An 18,682-nucleotide genomic window follows, 5' to 3' on the forward strand; every position below is an offset into this window, starting at 1 on the left:
TCGCAGGGGGCCCGCGCCGGTCTTTGCCGGGGTCGTGGTGCCCTGCCGCCAAACGAAAAAACGGCCACCGGGGTCACCCCGGGGCCGCCTGCCCATTTCGTCCAGCATGCACGAACGCTACCAAAGAGCGTCCGAAAAGTCAAGATGACCAGGCCGCGCGGCATATCCTAAATAACTGTTAAAAATAAACAATACACCATGAATAAAGCGCGCGCCCGACGCCGCGACTGGCCTCTCTTGCCGCCCCTTTCGCGCTCTGGCACAACGGTCCGATATTCGAGTTCGCGGAGCCCGCCATGCCTTCTCTCTCCCGTCGCATCACCTCACTCAACGCCGGGGGCGGCGACGGATGGGAGATTTTCTACAAGGCCCGCGCCCTGCGTGCTTCGGGAGTTCGGGTCACCGAGCTGACCATCGGCGAGCCCGACGAGCGCACCGACCCGTCGATCTTGGCCGAGATGCACCGCGCCGCCACCGCCGGCCACACCGGCTATGCCGTGGTGCCCGGCATCCCGGCCCTGCGCGACGCCATCGCCGCCCGCGTCACCGCGCGCACCGGCGTCGCCACCACGCGGGACAACGTGCTGGTCACCCCCGGCGGGCAATCGGCGCTCTTTGCCGCGCATATGGCCGCCTGCAATTCCGGCGACGCCGCGCTGATGATCGAGCCGCATTACGTCACCTACCCCGGCACCCTCCGCGCCGCTGGCGCCGTGCCGCACAGCATCGCCACGCGCCCCGAGCACAGTTTCTTCCCGGATGCGGGCGAGGTGCGCCGCAAGGCGCGCGAGACCGGTGCCTCGGCACTGCTGGTCAACTCGCCGAGCAATCCCACCGGTGCCGTCTACCCCCGCGCGGTGCTCGAGGGCCTCGCCGAAGTCGCCCGCGACGAAGACCTCTGGCTGATCTCGGACGAGGTCTACGACACGCAGATCTGGGAGGGCGAACATCTCAGCCCCCGCGCCCTGCCCGGCATGGCCGAGCGCACCATGGTCATCGGCTCGCTGTCGAAAAGCCACGCGATGACCGGCAGCCGCATCGGCTGGCTCATCGCCCCCGAGCCCGCCATCGCGGCGCTGATCGATCTGGCGACAAACACCACCTACGGGGTGCCCGGCTACATCCAGGACGCCGCGCTCTACGCCCTGACTGCCGACGCCACGCTCGAGCCGCGCGTCGCCCAGCCCTTCCGCCGCCGCCGCGCGCTGGCGCAGCAGATCCTCTCCCGGCAGAGCATCGTCGGCCTCGTGCCCTCGGGCGGCGCCATGTATCTCTTCCTCGACATCCGCGCGACCGGCCTCTCGGGCATCGCCTTTGCCGACGCCCTGCTCGACACCCACCGCATCGCGGTGATGCCGGGCGAGAGCTTCGGTCCCTCCGCCGCGGGCTTCCTGCGCGTCGCGCTGACCATCCCCGACGGCGAATTCGCCGAGGCGCTCACGACCCTCACCGGCTTTGCCGCAACGCTCGCCAAGGCAGCCTGAGTCCGTGTCCGGCACGCCGATCTCCAGCATCCGCAACCTCGGGCCAGCGGTGGAATCGGCCTGCCGGCGCGCCGGGATCGCGGATGCCGAGACGCTGCGCGCGCTCGGCGCCGACGAGACCTACCGCCGCCTGCTCGCCCATGGCACGAGGCCGCATTTCATCGGCTTCTACGTGCTGCACATGGCGCTGCAGGGGCGCCCATGGAACGACGCGCGCGGTAAAGAAAAGGAAGAGCTGCGCAGCCGCTTCGACGCGCTGGTTGCCGAACGAAAGGGCAACGCGCCGCTGGACGGCATCGAGAAAATCCTCGACGAGATCGGCGTCATCGACCCGAGCAGGCGCCCCCGCAAATAGCGCCATGCTGACCATCAGAAACCAGCTCTCGGCCCGCGCCGCCGTGCGGGCACAGGAACCTTGCCGTGGGTCTGCGTGTTGATCAGCCAACACATCCTTCATCTGAAAGGAAGACCGACATGGACCTCATCCGCATCATCTTCGCCATCCTGCTGCCGCCGCTCGGCGTGTTCCTGCAGGTCGGCCTCGGCAAGCATTTCTGGATCAACATCCTGCTCACGATCTTCGGCTACATCCCCGGCATTGTGCACGCGATCTGGATCATCGCCCGCACCGGGCCGAAGCAACAGCACGTGTGATCGCCATGGCCGCCCGCGAACACACGCTCCACCCCGATTTCCAGCGCCTCGACAAGATCGACCGCTGGGCACGGCGGATGGATCGGGCCTACCGCATTCCCTTCACTCCGATCCGCTTCGGCTGGGACGCGGTGTTCGGCCTTGTTCCGGGCATCGGCGACACGCTGGCGCTCGCTCCGGCGGTCTGGATCGTCAAGGAGGCGCACGCCATGGGCGCGCCCAAGCCGCTGCTCGGACAGATGGGCGCAAACCTCGCGGTCGACTGGCTGGTGGGTCTCGTGCCTCTGGTGGGCGACATCTTTGACGTCGGCTATCGCGCCAACACCCGCAACGCCGGGTTGCTGCGACGCTGGCTGGAAAGCCGCCACGCGCCCGGCGGCGCCGGCTCAGCCGAACCCATCGACGTCGCTGCCTGAGACTCCAAGCGACCGCACATCAAAACCGGACAGCAAAAAGGCGCCCCGCGGGGCGCCTTTCTATTTGCGGTGATTGAGCGTCAGGCTCAGCCGACGAGCTCGAGGCCAGCGAAGAAATAGGCAATTTCTTCGGCCGCGGTTTCCGGAGCGTCCGAGCCGTGCACCGAGTTCTCACCGACCGACTCGGCGAACTCTGCGCGGATGGTGCCCTCTGCGGCGTCGGCCGGGTTGGTGGCGCCCATCACTTCACGGTTCTTGGCGATCGCGCCTTCACCTTCCAGCACCTGCACGACAACCGGCTCGGAAGCCATGAATTCGCACAGCTCGCCGTAGAACGGGCGCTCGGCGTGCACCTTGTAGAACTCGCCAGCCTGCGCCGGGGTCAGCTGGATGCGCTTCTGCGCGACGATGCGCAGGCCCGCTTCCTCGAACTTGGCGTTGATCTTGCCGGTCAGGTTGCGGCGGGTTGCGTCGGGCTTGATGATCGAAAGGGTGCGTTCGACGGCCATTTTGGTCTCTCCAATGTCACAAGGCCGGGCAACGGCCCGGCCAGCATTCTCTGGTGGGGGCGTTACCATGGGGTTGAGGAATTGGGAAGACCCCGTGGCCCCCGCTGCCTCGTCCACAGGCAGAAAGGGGCTCTGCCCCTCTTGGCCCACGGCCAATTCACCCCGGCGCATTTTGGAAAGACAAGACGCTGGGCAGTGCCACCCTTCTTCCCTTTCCAAATACGCACATCGCGCCCTCGGCGTCGGCAGAACCGCCGGGTAAGCGCGATATGCACGAAGGGGGATGTTGCCCGCCCGAAGGCTCTGCTATGGCGGCGCCATGCTGAGTATTCGAGACATCTCCTATTCCGTCGAAGGCCGCCCTCTGCTCGAGGAGGCCTCCGCCGTGATTCCCGCGGGCCACAAGGTTGGCCTCGTCGGTCCCAACGGCGCGGGCAAGACCACGCTCTTCCGGCTCATCCGCGGTGAGCTCACGCTCGATGGCGGCGAGATCGAGCTGCCCGCCCGCGCCAAGATCGGCGGCGTGGCGCAGGAGGCGCCTGCCTCGGATGTCTCCCTGATCGAGACCGTGCTGGCCTGCGATCTCGAGCGCGCCTCGCTGATGGCCGAGGCCGAGACCGCCACCGACCCCCACCGCATCGCCGACATCCAGACCCGTCTCGCGGACATCGACGCCTGGTCCGCCGAGGCGCGCGCCGCGACGATCCTCAAGGGCCTCGGCTTCGACGAGGCGGCGCAGCAACGCCCCTGCTCGGACTTCTCGGGCGGCTGGCGGATGCGCGTCGCGCTCGCCGGCGTTCTCTTTGCCGAGCCCGACCTGCTGCTCCTCGACGAGCCGACCAACTACCTCGACCTCGAAGGGGCGCTCTGGCTCGAGAGCTACCTGCAGAGCTACCCGCACACGGTCATCGTCATCAGCCACGACCGCGGCCTGCTCAACCGCGCGGTGGGGGCGATCCTCCACCTCGAGGAGCGCAAGCTGGTGCTCTACCAGGGCAATTACGACACCTTCGCGCGCACCCGCGCAGAACGCCGCGCCGTGCTCGCGGCAGCGGCCAAGAAGCAGGACGAGCGCCGCGCCCACCTGCAGAGCTTCGTCGACCGCTTCCGCGCCAAGGCCTCCAAGGCCCGGCAGGCGCAGGCACGCGTGAAGATGCTCGAGAAGATGGAGCGGATCACCCCGCCCGAGGAGGCCGCCAAGCGCGTCTTCACCTTCCCGCAGCCCGACGAACTCTCGCCGCCGATCCTGGCGCTGGAGAATGCCTCCACCGGCTATGGCGACAAGGTGGTGCTGCGCAAGCTCTCGCTGCGCATCGACCAGGACGACCGCATCGCGCTGCTCGGCCGCAACGGCCAGGGCAAGTCGACACTGTCGAAGCTCTTTTCCGGGCGTCTGGCGCTGATGGACGGCAAGATGACGTCCAGTTCGAAATTGCGCATCGGCTATTTCGCCCAGCACCAGGTCGACGAGTTGCACCTTGACGAGACGCCCCTGCAGCACCTACAGCGCGAGCGTCCCGACAGTGCCCCCTCGAAGCTGCGCGCGCAGCTGGCGGGCTTCGGCCTAGGTGCCAACCAGGCCGAGACCGAGGTCGGGCGGCTTTCGGGCGGGCAGAAGGCCCGCCTGTCGCTGCTGCTGGCAACGCTCGATGCGCCGCACATGCTGATCCTCGACGAGCCGACCAACCACCTCGACATCGAAAGCCGCGAGGCACTGGTCGAGGCGCTGACCGCCTATTCCGGCGCGGTGATCCTCGTCTCGCACGACATGCACCTGCTGGGGCTGGTTGCCGACCGTCTGTGGCTGGTCAAGGACGGCACGGTGACCCCCTACGAGGAAGACCTCGAGGCCTACCGCAAGATGCTGCTGACGCAGGACAAGCCGGCAAAGCCCGCCAAGGCCGAAAAGGCCGCGCCGAAGCCGAAGCGCGCCAGCCGCGACGAGGTCCTTGCGCTGCGCTCGGAGGCGCGCAAGTGCGAAGAGCGCGTCGCCAAGATCGAGGAGATGCGCGAGAAGCTTGCGTCCAAGCTCGCCAACCCCGAGCTCTACGAGGCAACCCGTGCGGGCGAGCTGGAGACCTGGAACCGCAAGTACGCCGAAGTCATGGACGGGCTGCGCCGCGCCGAGGCGCTCTGGGAAGCGGCAATGGAGAAGCTCGAAACGGCGGAAGCCGGCTGAGCCGGCAGGCTTTTTCTGGACAGCGCCCGCGCGAGGCCCTAGCCATTTGCCATGGACATGGCCTTGATCATCAGCGCCTTCGCCACGCTTTTCGTGGTGATCGACCCCATCGGGCTGACCCCGGTCTTCATCGCGCTGACCCAGGGCGCCGATGCCGCGCATCGGCGCGCGGTCGGGATCCGGGCCTGCATCACCGCGCTGGCGATCCTCATGCTCTTCGCGTTCTTCGGCGAGGCGGTGCTCGGATTCATCGGCATTTCGATGTCGGCCTTCCGTATCTCGGGCGGGCTGCTGCTGTTCATCACCGCACTCGACATGCTCTTCGAGCGCCGCACCAAGCGGCGCGAAGACAAGGTCGAGGACGAGGTCATGCCCGATCCGTCGATCTTCCCCATCGCCATCCCGCTGATCGCCGGCCCCGGTGCCATCGCCACGATCATCCTGCTGGTCGGACATTCACCCGGTCCGCTCGAGACCGCGATGATCCTCGGCGTGCTGGTGATCGTGCTGCTGATGACCCTCGCCTGTTTCTTTGTCGCTGGTCCCATCGAGCGCGCTCTGGGCCACGTGGGGATCGTCGTCGTCACCCGGCTCTTCGGCATGCTGTTGGCGGCGCTCGCGGTGCAATTCGTCATCGACGGCATCCGCGGCATAGACTGGTCGGGCGTTTTCGGCTGAGACTCGCAGAGCGCGAGCGCAGCCCCTACATTGGTCCCAAGCATGGGGGGCGCGCATTTGTCTGAATTCGAAATCGGCCGGCTGGGATACCTCGGGCTGCTTCTGGCGGCGCTGGTCCTGTGGATGTTCGTACAGCAGCGCGGCCGGCTGATGCAGAAGCTGCAGCAACTGGCGGCTTGGGGGCTGATCTTCCTCGGGGTGATCGCGGCCTTCGGCCTCTGGGACGACATCCGCCACACGGTGAGCCCGCAGCAATCGGTCTTTGCCGAGACGGGCCGGATCGAGCTGCCGCGAGCGTCCGACGGGCACTACTACCTGACGCTTCAGATCAATGACACGCCGGTGCGTTTCGTGGTCGACACGGGCGCCACCGGCGTGGTGCTGACCCGGCAGGACGCCGCGCGCATCGGCATCGCCACCGCGGACCTTGCCTTCCACTCCAGCGCCCGCACCGCGAACGGCGCGGTCGAGACCGCGCCGGTCCGGCTCGGTACCGTCACCCTTGGAAGCTTCGAGGACCGCAACCTGCCTGCCTTCGTCAACGGCGGAGAGATGGACAACTCGCTGCTCGGCATGAGCTACCTGCAGCGCTTTGACCGGCTCGAGATCGCGGGTGGCAAGATGGTGCTGGAGCGGCGCTGAGCGTCAGACCTCGATCTTCAGCCGCTCGCGGTCGAGCACCGCGATGGCGCCGCGACGGATCTCGATGACCCCGTCGCGCCGCAGGTCGCCCAGCAGCTTGTTGATCGTCTGTCGCGAGCAGCCCACCATCGAGGCGAGGTAGGACTGGCTCAGCCGGGCCTCGCGGTGGGCCTCGGTCGTGAACTGGTGCAAGTACATGCGCAGCCGCTCCTCGACCGAGAAGAACTGCGCGATGGCCCGAAGCTCGTTGTCGCGGGTCAGCCGGGTCTGCATGATCGCGGCGGAATTGCGCAGCAACAGCGCCGGCGGAATGTGCTTGAGCAGCAGCTCGAAGGAGCAAGCCAGCACCATCGCTTCCGGCAGGGTCCGGCAGCTCGACGAGCAGGGGGTACCCGACAGGCCCTCGACCTCGCCGAGCACCTCGCCTGGTCCGGCGACATGCAGCACCGCGGCATTGCCCTGCTTGTCGAGGTAGATCACCTCCACCCGGCCCTTCAGGATCAGGTACATGACCGGCGTCGTTTCTCCCTGCCGCAGGATATCGGTCGGCGCGTCGAAGCGCTGCAGGGTGCACTCGGAAAGAAGGGTTTCTTTCTGCTCTCGGCTGAGGCCGTCAAACAGCGGGCAGTCGAGCAAAGGCCCGTATTCGATAGGAGTTGTCATGAAGTCAGTCCGATAGCCGCTTGGTCAAGTGACGCAAGGGCAAAACACATAAATCTGTCGCGAGCACCGGCACGGACGGGCGCGTCGGCGGAAATCCGTCGGCTCATCGGCGAAAACATCCGCCGCGCGGGATGAAAACGGGAAATGGCCATTCCAGAGCCGCGTCTGCCGTATCCCGAACCGGAACGTTCCGATCCATGGGGTGCGGCGGAGGACGACTCTGGAATGGCCGTTACTTGGTAACCCTCACCCTCACACGGAAAACACCGTGTAAGACACGACCAAGCCCTAGGATACAACTCGAAGCGGTCGGGCGTGCAATCACGGTTTAGGAGGATTCTCGCCGATCTGTGTAAGCGGGGCGACAGTGCTGTCATATTTTTCAAGAAATTTTCTATTTTTTTGCCATTTTTCCGGAGACTGCAATCCTGCCTCTCAATTGGCAGAATGGGCGGAAATTAGCGCATATGTCAAATAGGATCACCCTAAAGGCGAGTCACACATTTGCCATCACGCCAAATGCGTGATGATTTCGTGACAGCCAAACTTTCAGGACTCGGCTTTCTTTTCCCAGCGTCCGCTTTCCTCGGACCAATATTGTGCGGTCACTCCGGCGCCGGTGAGCGCCCGCCACTGCCCGCGCGCCACATCAAGCGCCCGCGGGTCCATGCCGTCGAAGAGGACGCAAACCCGCTCCATTGCGCTCACCTCCTCGGGCGAGACCGCCGCCCCGTCCACCGACATCAGGCAGGACGCGCCGTTGGGCGTCTCGGCGCGATCGGTCAGCAGCACGGGCTGCAGCGCGTCATGCGGACCACCGGCGCGGCCATGCGGCAGGAAGCTGCCGTCCCGGCCCAGCCAGAGCCGTTCGTCGAGCCAGTCGAGCCGCTGCGGATCGCCGCCGCGCACCGCCACGCGCCAGCCCGCCGCCAGCGATTTTTCCAGCAGCATCGACAGGGTCTCTTCGACCGGTCTCTGGGTCAGGTGGTAGAACATCGCGACACCCATGCGCGCCAGCCTCCTGTCATCGGATCAATGTTTCGCACCCGGGCGCGGGGCGCCCGGGGCGGCGGCGGGCCTGGCTCAGCCGTCCTTGCGCTCGAAGCGGTCGCGGATCATCCGGTCCAGCGACAACACGCCCCAGCCGGTCGCCCCGGCAGGCGCCAGCAGCGAGGCGGACTTCAACTTGGCCACCCCGGCGATATCGAGGTGGATCCACGGCATGTCATCCCTGACGAACCGCTTGAGAAACTGCGCCGCGGTGATCGAGCCCGCGGGCCGCCCGCCGATGTTCTTCATGTCCGCCAGCGGCGACTTGAGCATGTCGTCATAGGCCTGGCCCAGCGGCATGCGCCAAGCGCCCTCGCCCTCGGTCTTGGCGGCCTTGAGGAAGTCCTCGGCGAAGCCCTCCTCGTTGGAAAACACCGCAGCGTTCTCATGGCCAAGCGCGACGATGCAGGCGCCGGTGAGGGTCGCCAGATCGACCATCGCGGCGGGCTTCACGTGTTCCTGCGCGTACCACAGCACGTCGCAGAGCACGAGCCGGCCCTCGGCGTCGGTGTTGAGGATCTCGATCGTGTCGCCCTTCATCGACGTCACGATGTCGCCGGGGCGCATCGCGGTGCCCGAAGGCATGTTCTCGACGAGGCCGACGAGGCCAACGACGTGCGCCGAGGCCTTGCGCAGGGCCAGCGCCTTCATCACGCCTGCCACGGTGCCCGCGCCGCCCATGTCCATGGTCATGTCTTCCATGCCCGGCCCCGGCTTCAGCGAGATGCCGCCGGTGTCAAAGACGACGCCCTTGCCGACCAGCGCCAGTGGATCGCCCTCGGCACCCTTCCAGCGCATCACCACCATCTTCGACGGCGCGGCAGAGCCCTGCCCCACGGCCAGCAGCGCGTTCATGCCAAGCTCGGCCATGCGCTCCTCTTCGAGAACCTCGACCTCGACACCGAGCTCGGTGAGCGCCTCGAGCCGCGCGGCAAATTCCTCGGTGGTCAGCACGTTGGCCGGCTCGCTCACGAGATCCCGGGTAAAGGCGACGCCCTCGGCCACCGCCAGCAGCGAGGCCGCGGCCTTGCCGGTCTCTTCGGGCTTGGCACAGAGGATGGTAGCGGGCTCGGGCGCCTCGGCGCTCTCGGACTTGTGATTGACCACCGCATGGCCGCGCAGCGCCAACGCGAGCGCCAGATGCTCCAGCCGCGCGGTGCTCTCGCCGACCAGGGTCAGCGCCTTGCCGCCTGCGGCCGAGGCCAATGCCGCGCCCGCCTTGCGCGCCTCGGCAACAGAGGGACGGCGCTCGAGCTTCACCACGTCCAGCGCCTCGGCGGCGAGCCCGGCCGGATAGGCCAGCGAGATCACCTCGCCCGCCTTGGCCTTTTCCCAACGCTCCGCTTCGAGCAGCCGCGCCAGCGCCCCCTTGGTCAGGCGGTTCAGCCGGCGCGCACCGGGGCTCATCCGGCCTTCGGCATTGACCAGCAGCGCGATCCTGCCCTGCCGCTCCGCCAGCCCGTCGAGGTCCACCGCCGAAAATTCGAATGTGCGCAACTGGGTCATTCGCCCGCCTTCCCTGCTTGTCTGTCGTCATTGTGTCCGGTCCAAGACTCCTAGAGCGCCGCAATCGGCTTGACCAGAGGCACCTTTTCCCGCGAAGAGCGATCGTCTAGGGTCGTCGCCAACGGAAAACCGGGGGAAGTGAAGTGCAGAGATTCGACAGATACATGCTGTCGCAGCTCATGGTCCTGTTCGGGTTTTTCTCGCTGGTGCTGGTGATGGTTTACTGGGTGAACCGCGCAGTGAACCTGTTCGGCGACCTGATCGCCGATGGCCATTCCGGCGGCATTTTCATCGAATTCACCCTGCTCAGCCTGCCGGCGGTGATCGCCATCGTGCTGCCCATCGCGGCCTTTGCCGCCTCGGTCTACGTTATCAACCGCTCGAGCAACGATTCGGAGCTGACCGTGGTGCAGGCCACCGGCTACTCGCCCTGGCGGCTGGCCCGGCCGGTGCTGGTCTTCGGACTGATAATCGGCGCAATGATGGCGGTGCTTGCGCATGTTCTGGTGCCACTTTCTTACGGCCAGCTGCGCGAGCGCGAGGCGGAGATCTCGGGCTCGGTCTCGGCCCGGCTGCTGCACGAGGGCACCTTCCTGCACCCGGCCAAGGGCGTGACCTTCTACATCCGCGAGATCTCGCCCGAAGGCGAGCTGCGCGACGTCTTCCTGTCGGATCGCCGTCTGAAGGACCGCGAGGTGATCTACACCGCCCGCACCGCCTACATCGTGCGCAGCGAGTCCGACACCACGATGCTGACCATGGTCGAGGGCACCGCCCAGACCCTGAGGCGTTCGGACAAGGCGCTGTCGACCACGACCTTCGAGGATCTGACCTACGATATCTCCAGCCTGATCACCCCCGACCGCCGTCCCGGCCGCCGCGCCCGGCAGATCGGCACGCTCGAGCTGCTGACCGACACCGAGGCGGTGGCCATCGAGGTCAACGACTCGGTCGGCGAAGTGCTCGAGGAGGCGCACATGCGCTTCGAGCAGCCGCTGCTCTGCGTCGTGGCCGCGCTGATCGGCTATGCCGCGCTGATGACCGGCAGCTTCTCGCGCTTCGGGGTCACCCGGCAGATCATCGGGGCCATCTTCCTGCTGGTGCTGATCAAGATCATCGAAAGCTCGGTCTCGACGCCCGTGCGGGCCAATGGCGCGCTCTGGCCGCTGATCTACCTGCCCAGCCTCACCGGCTTCGCGATCACCGGCGCCATGCTCTGGCAGGCCTCGCGCATGCGCCGCCCGGGCCGGGCCGCGCGCAAATCCCCCGCTCCCGGAGCCGCGGCATGATCCTGCATTTCTACTTCGCCCGGCGTTTCCTGCGGTTCTTCCTCGCCATCGCGCTGATCTTCGCGCTGTTCTTCTTCCTCGTCGATCTGGTCGAGCAGCTGCGCAAGTTCGGCGATGAGGTGAGCTTCGGGCAGGTCGTTCACATGACCCTTCTGAACCTGCCTGGCGGCACCTATTCGATCCTGCCGCTGGTGACGATCCTTGCCGCCATTTCCATGTGCATCTCGCTGGCGCGCAGCTCCGAACTGGTGGTCAGCCGCGCCGCGGGCCGCTCGGGTCTTGCCGCGCTGATGGGGCCGGTGGGCGTGGCGCTGGTGATCGCTGGGCTCGCGGTGGGCATGCTCAACCCGATCGTGGCCGCCACCTCGAAGCGCGCGGCCGATCTCGAACAGGAATGGGACAGCGACGGCGGCTCGGTGCTGTCGATCGGTGCCGAGGGGCTCTGGCTGCGGCAGGGAGCCGACGGCGCGCAGACCGTCATCCGTGCCAGCCGCACCAACCCCGATGCCACGGTGCTCTTCGACGTGAGCTTCGTCAGCTACGCCCCCGGAGGCGGTCCTGAGCAGCGGATCATCGCCGAGCGCGCCGAGCTCGAGGCCGGAGACTGGGTGCTGACAAAAGCCAAGGTCTGGCCGCTGGGCGATGTCGGCAACCCCGAGCGATCCGCCCAAACCTTCGACGAGATGCGCCTGCCCTCGAACCTGACGCAGGACGGGATCCGCGACCGTTTCGGCCAGCCCTCGGCGATCCCCATCTGGGAGCTGCCAGCCTTCATCCGCGGGCTGGAAGAGGCCGGCTTCTCGGCCCGCCGCCACATCGTCTGGCTTCAGTCCGAGCTGGCCCAGCCGATCTTCCTCGTGGCGATGGTGCTCGTCGCCGCGGGCTTCACCATGCGCCCGGCGCGGCTGGCCAACACCGGCCTGTCGGTGCTTGCTGCGGTGATGCTCGGCTTCGGGCTTTACTACGTGCGGAACTTCGCGCAGATCCTCGGTGAGAATGGCCAGCTCAACCCGATGCTCGCCGCGTGGGTGCCGCCCGTCGCCGCGCTTCTGCTGGCCCTCGGGCTGGTGCTCCAGATGGAGGAAGGATGACCCCCCAGACCCGACTGCTCGCGGCGGCCTTGGCCCTGAGCCTGCCACTCAGCGCCGCGCTGCCCCTTCCGCTGCGCGCCCAGACCAGCACCACGACCGCCCCCGCAGAGGGCCAGGGCCCGGCGATCCTCGTCGCCGACGAGGTCTACGTCGAGGATGGCAACCGACTGATCGCTCAGGGCAACGTCGAGGCGCTGCAAGATGGCACACGGCTGGCGGCAAGCCGGATCGTCTACGACCAGAAGGCCGGAACCCTGCAGATCGAGGGGCCCGTGCGGATCACCGACGCCTCGGGCAATTTGCTGCTGGCCGAAAGCGCAGAGCTGGAGGAGGGCCTGCGCGACGGCATCCTCACCGGGGCGCGCATGGTCATGGAAGAGCAGCTCCAGCTCGCCGCTGTCGAGGCGCGCCGGGCCGAGGGACGCTTCACCCAGCTCAGCCGCGTCGCGGTCAGCTCCTGCCAGGTCTGCGGCGCCGACGAGGTCCCGCTGTGGTCGATCCGCGCCGACCGCGTGGTGCACGATCAGGAGGCGCAGCAGATCTACTTCGAGGGCGCGCAGCTGCGGGTGCTCGACGTGCCGATCCTCTGGGTCCCGAGCCTGCGCCTGCCCGACCCCACGCTCGAACGGACCCGCGGCTTCCTGGTTCCTTCGTACCGCACGACCACCCTGCTCGGCTTCGGCGTGAAGGTCCCCTATTTCATCCCGATCGGCGATCATCAGGACGTCACGCTCACCCCCTATGTCTCGCCGGTCACCAAGACGCTCGAGACGCGCTACCGCCGCGCCTTCGTCAATGGCGATGTCGAGCTCAACGGCGCGCTGACCCGCGACACGCTGACCACCGACGAGACCCGCGGCTACCTCTTCGCCGAGGGCAATTTCGGCCTGCGCAACGAGTTCCAGCTCGACTTCGACCTCAAGATGGTCAGCGACGAGGCCTATCTCAACGATTACGACTACGACGACCTCGACCGTCTCGACAGCACGATCGAGATTTCGCGGGCGCGCTCGGACGACCTGCTGCGGCTCGGGCTGTCGCATTACCAGTCGCTGCGCGCCTCGGAAAAGGATGCGCTGCTGCCGTCGTGGATCTTTGACAGCACCTACGAGAGGCGCTTCTTCCCCGGCGGACGGCTCGGCGGAGAGCTGCGGCTCGGCACCGAGGTGCACGGGCACTACCGCACCTCTTCCAGGGACATCGACGGGCGCGACGTGGCCCGGCTCACCGCCGAGGCCAGTTGGCGCCGGCGCTGGACGCTCGACGGCGGGCTGCGCTTCGGGCTGACCACCGAGCTGTGGTTCGACCGCTACGCCTACCGGCAGGACAGCAGCTCGGACAGCGATGTGTCGCGCGCCATGGGCGGCACCGCGCTTGAGCTGCGCTGGCCGCTGGTCCGCCACGACGCGGGCGGCGGGCACACGCTGCTCGAGCCGGTGATGCAATACGGGCTGGTGGGCGGCACGCGGGTCAACATCGTCGCCGACGAGAGCACCCGCGTCGAATTCGACGAGGCCAATCTTCTGGCGCTTTCGCGCTTCCCTGCCGCCGACCGGCGCGAGCACGGCCAGACCCTTGCCACCGGCCTGCGCTGGCTGCACGAGGCGCCCGAGGGCTGGCGCGCCGGGATGACCCTGGGCCGGGTCTGGCAGGACGAGGCAGACCCGGACTTCAGCCAGTCCTCCGGTCTCGACAGCCAGCTGTCGGATTGGCTCGTCGCCGCCGGCTTCAGCAATGACACCGGGCTGACCATCTCGGCGCGCGGACTGCTCGCCGGGATCAGCGATCTCAGCAAGGCAGAAGCGCGGGTCGACTGGTCCAACGACTGGATCGATCTCGGCGCCTCCTACCTCTTCCTGGTGCAGGACGCCGCCGAGGAACGCGACGAGACCCAGTCGGAATGGTCGCTCGAAGGCAGCTACCGTTTCGCCACCAATTGGACCGGCTCGGCGGAATGGCGCTACGACCTTGCCGATCAACGGCTTGACCGCGCGGGCATGGGCCTGCAATACCGCAATGAATGCGTCCAGGTCGACTTCTCGGTGACGCGCAAATACGCGTCCTCGACCAACCTGGAACCGTCCACCGATTACGGCCTCTCCGTGGCGCTGACTGGCTTCGGCACCTCGGAAAGCGCCAAGGAGTATCGACGCACATGCAAGTGATCCCCTCCCGTTTCCTCCGCGCCGTCGCCTGTGCCGCAGGCCTGGCGCTCGCCCCGGCAGCCCTGCTTGCGCAGGGGCTCTTCTCGCCTGCGATCCTTGTCGACGAGATGGTGATCACCAATTACGAGATCCAGCAGCGCGCGCGGATGATCGAAGTGTTGAATTCCGGCTCTGATCCGATGAAGCTCGCCCGTAAGCAGCTGGTGGACGACCGCCTGCGCCTGCAGGCCGCAAAGGATGCGGGCATCGATCCGTCGGCAGAGGAAGTCACCGACGGCATGGCGGAATTCGCGCAGCGCGGCAATCTCAGCCTCGAGCAGTTCGTCGGCGTGCTCGGCCAGAATGGCGTCGACGAGCAGACCTTCCGCGACTTCGTGACGGCCGGCCTCTCCTGGCGCCAGCTGGTCCAGCTGCGCTTCCAGTCCCGCACCACCGTCAGCGACGAGGAGGTCGACCGCGCCCTCTCCGGCAGCGCCACCGGTTCCAACGTGCGCGTGCTGCTTTCCGAGATCATCATCCCGATCCGTCCGGGCACCGAAGCGCAGGTGCAGAGCCTCGCCGAGCGCATCTCGCGCTACCGCTCCACCGCCGAGTTCTCCGCCGCGGCGCGCGAGTATTCCGCCACCGCCACCCGCGGCGAGGGTGGCCGCCTGCCCTGGCAGGATCTCTCGGCGTTGCCGCCGGTGCTGCGGCCGCTGGTGATCGGTCTCTCGCCAGGCGAGGTCACCGCGCCGATCCCGATCCAGGGCGCCGTGGCGCTCTTCCAGATGCGCCAGCTCGAAGAGTCGGGCTACACCGCACCCGAGATCGCCTCGGTCGATTATGCCACCTACTACATGGCCGGCGGCCGCACCCCCGAGACGCTGGCCAAGGCCCGCGTGCTGGCCAGCAAGGTCGACCGCTGCGACGATCTCTACGCCTTTGCCAAGGGCCAACCCGCCGAGGTGCTGCAGCGCCAGTCGCTGCCGCCCTCCGAGCTGCCCACCGACGTCGCCTATGAGCTCTCGAAGCTCGACCCGGGCGAGATCTCGACCGCGCTCAGCCGCTCGAACGGCCAGACGCTGATGGTGCTCATGCTGTGCAACCGCACCCCGACGGTCACCGCCGATGCCGATCGCCAGCAGGTGACCATCGGGCTGCGCAACCAGCGCCTCAACCAGATGGCCGAGGCCTACCTGTCGCAGCTGCGCGCCAACGCCCATATCGTGGAGAAATGAGCGCGGCCCGGGCCCTGCCGATCGCGCTCTCCTGCGGCGAGCCCGCGGGCATTGGCCCTGAATTGGCCGAGGCCTGCTGGGCAGAGCTTGGCGCTTCGCTGCCCTTCTTCTGGATCGGCGAGCCGCGTCACCTGCCCGGCACCGTCCCGCACGTGCGGATCGAGCATCCCTCCGAGGCCGCCGACGCCGCGACCCGCGGGCTGCCGGTTCTGGCGCAGGAGTTCCCCGGCCCCCGCGTGCCGGGCGTGCCGCAAGCGGCGCAGGCCGCGAGCGTCGTGGCCTCGATCGAGCGCGGCGTGCAGCTCTGCCAGTCCGGCGAGGCCGCGGCACTCTGCACCCTGCCGATCTCCAAGCAGGCGCTGGCCGAGGGCTGCGGCTTTGCCTTCCCCGGCCACACCGAGTTCCTCGCCCATCTCGGGAACGTGCCCCTGGTCGTGATGATGCTCGCCTGCCCCCAGCTGAAGGTTGTTCCCGCCACCATCCACATCGCCCTCGAGGACGTGCCGCAGGCGCTCGACGCGGCGCTGCTCGAGGCGCGACTGAGGATCACCCATGATGCCATGGCGGGCTTCGGCGTCGCCCACCCGCGCATCGCGGTCGCCGGTCTCAACCCGCACGCCGGCGAAGGCGGACGCATGGGACGGCAGGAAATCGAGATGATCGCGCCGCTTCTCGAACGGTTGCGCACCGAAGGCATGGACCTTCTCGGCCCGCTGCCCGCCGACACGATGTTCCACGCCGCGGCCCGCGCCCGCTACGACGTGGCGGTCTGCATGTACCACGACCAGGCGCTGATCCCGGTCAAGACGCTGGGCTTCGACGAGGGGGTCAACGTCACCCTCGGTCTGCCCTTCGTGCGCACGTCGCCCGACCATGGCACCGCCTTCGACATCGCGGGCAAAGGGCGCGCCAACCCCTCCTCGACGCTGGCGGCGCTGCGCATGGCCGCCGAGCTTTCGGCTGGCGCGGCGCAGGGGTAAGGGTATAGAGGGGCTCTGCCCCTCGCTCTGGGGCCCACCCCGAAGTATTCAAGGAAAGATGACAGCATGAGCGGGATCGACGGCCTTCCTCCGCTGCGCGAGGTGATCGCGACGCATCAGCTCAGCGCCAAGAAATCGCTGGGCCAGAACTTCCTGCTCGACCTCAACCTGACTGCCAAAATTGCACGGGCGGCGGGGGATCTGTCGGGCATGGACGTGCTCGAGGTTGGCCCCGGCCCCGGCGGCCTCACGCGCGGGCTGCTTGCCGAGGGCGCGCGCCGGGTGCTCGCGGTCGAGAAGGACGCGCGCTGCCTGCCGGCGCTCGACGAAATCGCGCGGCACTACGAGGGCCGGCTCGAGGTGATCAACGGCGATGCGCTGCAGGTCGACCCGCTCGAGAAGCTGACCCCGCCGATCGCGATCTGCGCCAACCTGCCGTACAACGTCGGCACCGAGCTTCTGGTGCGCTGGCTGACCCCGACCGACTGGCCGCCCTTCTGGTCGACGCTGACGCTGATGTTCCAGCGCGAGGTCGCCGAACGCATCGTGGCGCAGCCCGGCTCCAAGGCCTATGGGCGTCTGGCGCTGCTGGCGCAATGGCGCTGCGAGGCCCGCATCGTGATCAGCCTGCCGCCCTCGGCCTTCACCCCGCCGCCCAAGGTCTCTTCGGCCGTGGTGCATCTCAAGGCCCTGCCCGAGCCGCGCTACCCCGCCGACGCCAAGACGCTGGAGCGGGTCGTCGCCATGGCCTTCAACCAGCGCCGCAAGATGCTGCGCGCCGCGCTCAAGGGACTGGCGCCGGACATCGAGGAGAAACTGCTGGCGGCGGGCATCGAGCCCACCGAGCGCGCCGAGCAGGTCTCGCTCGAGCAGTTCTGCGCATTGGCACGCGTGCTGAAGGGCTGAGGCTTCGAGCCGCACGGCTCAGCAGAGCGCGATCCCAGAACGAAAAAGGCCGGGCAATGCGCCCGGCCTTTTCTGTTTCCGCCGATCAGGCCTCAGTTGCCCTCGGCCTTCTCCGCCTCGATCTTGCGCCAGTTGGCGACGTTGCGGTTGTGCTCGTCCAGCGTCGTCGCGAAGGCATGGCCGCCCGATCCGTCCGCCACGAAGTAGAGATACTCCGACTGCGCCGGGTTCAGCGCCGCCTCGATGCTGGCGCGGCCCGGGTTGGCGATCGGGGTCGGCGGCAGCCCGTCGATGACGTAGGTGTTGTAGGGCGTCTGCTTGCGCAGCTCTGACTGCCGCAGCCCGCGGCCCAGCACACCCTCACCATTGGTCAGCCCGTAGATCACCGTCGGGTCCGTCTGCAGGCGCATGCCGCGCTCGATCCGGTTGACGAAGACCGAGGCCACCATCGGACGCTCGTCGGCGACGCCGGTTTCCTTCTCGACGATGGAGGCCATGACCAGCGCCTCTTCGGGGCTGGCATAGGGCACGCCCTCGGCACGGTTGGCCCAGGCCTGCGCGAGGATCGCCTCCTGCGCTTGGGTCATCCGGGCAATCAGGTCGGCGCGCGTGTCACCGGGGCTGATCTCGTAGCTGTCGGGCGCCAGAGAGCCCTCGGCGGGCCGGTCGCCGGCCTCGCCCTCGAGGATGTCGATCAGGCCCAGTTCCTCGACCACCTTCCAGCTCGTCACCCCCTCGGCCAGCGCCACGCGGAAGCGCGTGCCGACCTCGGATTTGACCTCATCGTAGCCCTCGGGACGCGGCTCCTCGCTGGCCGGATCGAACTCGATCCGCTCGACGTAGCGCCCGGTCTCGGGGTCAAGCTCGCGCACCTGCACCTCGGCGCTGTTCACGCCGATGCGGTAGACCACTTCGGTGCCACAGGTCGAAGCGCCGCCCTTGGTGACGATCTCGGTGATCTGCGACATCGAGGCGCGCTCGGGCACCAGATAGGAGCCCGCCTTCAGCGCACCGGTCTTGTCGGTATAATCCGCGCCGAGCCGGAACAGCATGTCCGAACTGACCGCCCCCTGCTCTGCGAGATCACGCGAGACGCGGCCAAAGTTAGAGCCGCGCTGCACCTGCAGGCAGATGGGCTGCGCCAGCGGCCCTTCCGCGCTGTACTCGTTCTGCGCCCAGAGCAGAAAACCCCCGGCGAGGAAGACAAGCACGACCAGGAAGGTCATCGCGTTGGAGGCGATGTTGCGCCACAT

The 18,682-nt window shown here is 67.6% G+C and carries 18 protein-coding genes; 13 read left to right on the forward strand and 5 right to left on the reverse strand.

Features of this window, described 5'->3' with window-relative positions; genetic code table 11:
- Positions 1 to 296: 296 nt before the first annotated feature.
- The 4 genes from G0D83_RS20440 to G0D83_RS20455 all read left to right on the forward strand — a co-directional run bounded on the left by G0D83_RS20440 (position 297) and on the right by G0D83_RS20455 (position 2,554).
- Positions 297 to 1,484: a pyridoxal phosphate-dependent aminotransferase gene (locus tag G0D83_RS20440; protein WP_164196567.1), complete on the forward strand. Its 1,188-nt coding sequence runs from the start codon at positions 297 to 299 to the stop codon at positions 1,482 to 1,484.
- 4 nt (positions 1,485 to 1,488) lie between these two features.
- Entirely contained in the window at positions 1,489 to 1,839 is a 351-nt protein-coding gene (locus G0D83_RS20445) for a TfoX/Sxy family DNA transformation protein (RefSeq protein WP_108965211.1), read from the forward strand.
- A 119-nt stretch (positions 1,840 to 1,958) separates the two neighbouring features.
- Positions 1,959 to 2,138: a YqaE/Pmp3 family membrane protein gene (locus tag G0D83_RS20450; protein ID WP_108965210.1), complete on the forward strand. Its 180-nt coding sequence runs from the start codon at positions 1,959 to 1,961 to the stop codon at positions 2,136 to 2,138.
- Positions 2,139 to 2,143: 5 nt separating this feature from the next.
- On the forward strand, positions 2,144 to 2,554 hold the full coding sequence (locus G0D83_RS20455) for a DUF4112 domain-containing protein (protein ID WP_164196568.1): 411 nt from the start codon (positions 2,144 to 2,146) through the stop codon (positions 2,552 to 2,554).
- Positions 2,555 to 2,640: 86 nt separating this feature from the next.
- Here G0D83_RS20455 and ndk read toward each other — a convergent pair whose 3' ends face one another.
- Complete coding sequence (gene ndk / locus G0D83_RS20460; RefSeq protein ID WP_164196569.1) at positions 2,641 to 3,063, reverse strand: nucleoside-diphosphate kinase; 423 nt, start codon at positions 3,061 to 3,063, stop codon at positions 2,641 to 2,643.
- A 319-nt stretch (positions 3,064 to 3,382) separates the two neighbouring features.
- On the opposite strand from ndk, the gene abc-f reads away from it, so the two are divergent.
- From abc-f to G0D83_RS20475, 3 genes are read left to right on the forward strand one after another with little or no spacing between them, the layout of a single operon-like run.
- Positions 3,383 to 5,242 carry a ribosomal protection-like ABC-F family protein gene (gene abc-f / locus G0D83_RS20465; protein ID WP_108965209.1) on the forward strand — a complete coding sequence of 620 codons (1,860 nt, stop codon included), beginning with the start codon at positions 3,383 to 3,385 and terminating at the stop codon, positions 5,240 to 5,242.
- 51 nt (positions 5,243 to 5,293) lie between these two features.
- The gene (locus tag G0D83_RS20470) at positions 5,294 to 5,920 is read left to right on the forward strand and encodes a MarC family protein (protein WP_108965208.1); all 627 of its coding nucleotides are present in this window, start codon (positions 5,294 to 5,296) and stop codon (positions 5,918 to 5,920) included.
- A 57-nt stretch (positions 5,921 to 5,977) separates the two neighbouring features.
- The gene (locus G0D83_RS20475; protein ID WP_203594868.1) at positions 5,978 to 6,562 is read left to right on the forward strand and encodes a TIGR02281 family clan AA aspartic protease; all 585 of its coding nucleotides are present in this window, start codon (positions 5,978 to 5,980) and stop codon (positions 6,560 to 6,562) included.
- Positions 6,563 to 6,565: 3 nt separating this feature from the next.
- Here G0D83_RS20475 and G0D83_RS20480 read toward each other — a convergent pair whose 3' ends face one another.
- The 3 genes from G0D83_RS20480 to G0D83_RS20490 all read right to left on the reverse strand — a co-directional run bounded on the left by G0D83_RS20480 (position 6,566) and on the right by G0D83_RS20490 (position 9,781).
- On the reverse strand, positions 6,566 to 7,225 hold the full coding sequence (locus G0D83_RS20480) for a Crp/Fnr family transcriptional regulator (RefSeq protein ID WP_108965206.1): 660 nt from the start codon (positions 7,223 to 7,225) through the stop codon (positions 6,566 to 6,568).
- Between the two features lie 549 nt (positions 7,226 to 7,774).
- A complete protein-coding gene (locus tag G0D83_RS20485; protein WP_164196571.1) occupies positions 7,775 to 8,233 on the reverse strand; it encodes a DNA polymerase III subunit chi in 459 nt (152 codons plus the stop codon).
- A 75-nt stretch (positions 8,234 to 8,308) separates the two neighbouring features.
- On the reverse strand, positions 8,309 to 9,781 hold the full coding sequence (locus G0D83_RS20490) for a leucyl aminopeptidase (protein WP_164196572.1): 1,473 nt from the start codon (positions 9,779 to 9,781) through the stop codon (positions 8,309 to 8,311).
- A gap of 164 nt (positions 9,782 to 9,945) precedes the next feature.
- Here G0D83_RS20490 and lptF point away from each other — a divergent pair, with 164 nt between their 5' ends.
- The 6 genes from lptF to rsmA all read left to right on the forward strand — a co-directional run bounded on the left by lptF (position 9,946) and on the right by rsmA (position 17,429).
- Positions 9,946 to 11,070: an LPS export ABC transporter permease LptF gene (gene lptF, locus G0D83_RS20495; RefSeq protein WP_164196596.1), complete on the forward strand. Its 1,125-nt coding sequence runs from the start codon at positions 9,946 to 9,948 to the stop codon at positions 11,068 to 11,070.
- The gene (gene lptG / locus G0D83_RS20500) at positions 11,067 to 12,161 is read left to right on the forward strand and encodes an LPS export ABC transporter permease LptG (RefSeq protein ID WP_164196573.1); all 1,095 of its coding nucleotides are present in this window, start codon (positions 11,067 to 11,069) and stop codon (positions 12,159 to 12,161) included. The genes lptF and lptG overlap by 4 nt, the downstream gene beginning before the upstream one ends.
- Entirely contained in the window at positions 12,158 to 14,326 is a 2,169-nt protein-coding gene (locus G0D83_RS20505) for an LPS-assembly protein LptD (RefSeq protein WP_164196574.1), read from the forward strand. The genes lptG and G0D83_RS20505 overlap by 4 nt, the downstream gene beginning before the upstream one ends.
- Positions 14,317 to 15,543: a peptidylprolyl isomerase gene (locus G0D83_RS20510; protein WP_203595630.1), complete on the forward strand. Its 1,227-nt coding sequence runs from the start codon at positions 14,317 to 14,319 to the stop codon at positions 15,541 to 15,543. Before G0D83_RS20505 ends, G0D83_RS20510 begins: the two co-directional genes overlap by 10 nt.
- Positions 15,540 to 16,523 carry a 4-hydroxythreonine-4-phosphate dehydrogenase PdxA gene (gene pdxA, locus G0D83_RS20515; RefSeq protein WP_164196575.1) on the forward strand — a complete coding sequence of 328 codons (984 nt, stop codon included), beginning with the start codon at positions 15,540 to 15,542 and terminating at the stop codon, positions 16,521 to 16,523. The genes G0D83_RS20510 and pdxA overlap by 4 nt, the downstream gene beginning before the upstream one ends.
- A 66-nt stretch (positions 16,524 to 16,589) precedes the next feature.
- The gene (rsmA, locus tag G0D83_RS20520) at positions 16,590 to 17,429 is read left to right on the forward strand and encodes a 16S rRNA (adenine(1518)-N(6)/adenine(1519)-N(6))-dimethyltransferase RsmA (RefSeq protein ID WP_108965198.1); all 840 of its coding nucleotides are present in this window, start codon (positions 16,590 to 16,592) and stop codon (positions 17,427 to 17,429) included.
- A gap of 92 nt (positions 17,430 to 17,521) precedes the next feature.
- Here the strand turns inward: rsmA and mltG are convergent, their stop codons facing one another.
- A complete protein-coding gene (gene mltG / locus G0D83_RS20525; RefSeq protein WP_164196576.1) occupies positions 17,522 to 18,682 on the reverse strand; it encodes an endolytic transglycosylase MltG in 1,161 nt (386 codons plus the stop codon).

It is taken from the genome of Salipiger sp. PrR003 (assembly GCF_010500785.1).
GTDB lineage: Bacteria > Pseudomonadota > Alphaproteobacteria > Rhodobacterales > Rhodobacteraceae > Salipiger > Salipiger pacificus_A.

Bases quoted from the DNA above. Each gene is read 5' to 3' on its own strand.
- lptF (WP_164196596.1), top strand. From the start codon at position 9,946: ATGCTGTCGCAGCTCATGGTCCTGTTCGGGTTTTTCTCGCTGGTGCTG.
- G0D83_RS20455 (WP_164196568.1), top strand. From the start codon at position 2,144: ATGGCCGCCCGCGAACACACGCTCCACCCCGATTTCCAGCGCCTCGAC.
- abc-f (WP_108965209.1), top strand. From the start codon at position 3,383: ATGCTGAGTATTCGAGACATCTCCTATTCCGTCGAAGGCCGCCCTCTG.
- rsmA (WP_108965198.1), top strand. From the start codon at position 16,590: ATGAGCGGGATCGACGGCCTTCCTCCGCTGCGCGAGGTGATCGCGACG.
- ndk (WP_164196569.1), bottom strand. From the start codon at position 3,063: ATGGCCGTCGAACGCACCCTTTCGATCATCAAGCCCGACGCAACCCGC.
- pdxA (WP_164196575.1), top strand. From the start codon at position 15,540: ATGAGCGCGGCCCGGGCCCTGCCGATCGCGCTCTCCTGCGGCGAGCCC.
- lptG (WP_164196573.1), top strand. From the start codon at position 11,067: ATGATCCTGCATTTCTACTTCGCCCGGCGTTTCCTGCGGTTCTTCCTC.
- G0D83_RS20510 (WP_203595630.1), top strand. From the start codon at position 14,317: ATGCAAGTGATCCCCTCCCGTTTCCTCCGCGCCGTCGCCTGTGCCGCA.
- G0D83_RS20440 (WP_164196567.1), top strand. From the start codon at position 297: ATGCCTTCTCTCTCCCGTCGCATCACCTCACTCAACGCCGGGGGCGGC.
- mltG (WP_164196576.1), bottom strand. From the start codon at position 18,682: ATGTGGCGCAACATCGCCTCCAACGCGATGACCTTCCTGGTCGTGCTT.
- G0D83_RS20450 (WP_108965210.1), top strand. From the start codon at position 1,959: ATGGACCTCATCCGCATCATCTTCGCCATCCTGCTGCCGCCGCTCGGC.
- G0D83_RS20480 (WP_108965206.1), bottom strand. From the start codon at position 7,225: ATGACAACTCCTATCGAATACGGGCCTTTGCTCGACTGCCCGCTGTTT.
- G0D83_RS20505 (WP_164196574.1), top strand. From the start codon at position 12,158: ATGACCCCCCAGACCCGACTGCTCGCGGCGGCCTTGGCCCTGAGCCTG.
- G0D83_RS20490 (WP_164196572.1), bottom strand. From the start codon at position 9,781: ATGACCCAGTTGCGCACATTCGAATTTTCGGCGGTGGACCTCGACGGG.
- G0D83_RS20470 (WP_108965208.1), top strand. From the start codon at position 5,294: ATGGACATGGCCTTGATCATCAGCGCCTTCGCCACGCTTTTCGTGGTG.
- G0D83_RS20485 (WP_164196571.1), bottom strand. From the start codon at position 8,233: ATGGGTGTCGCGATGTTCTACCACCTGACCCAGAGACCGGTCGAAGAG.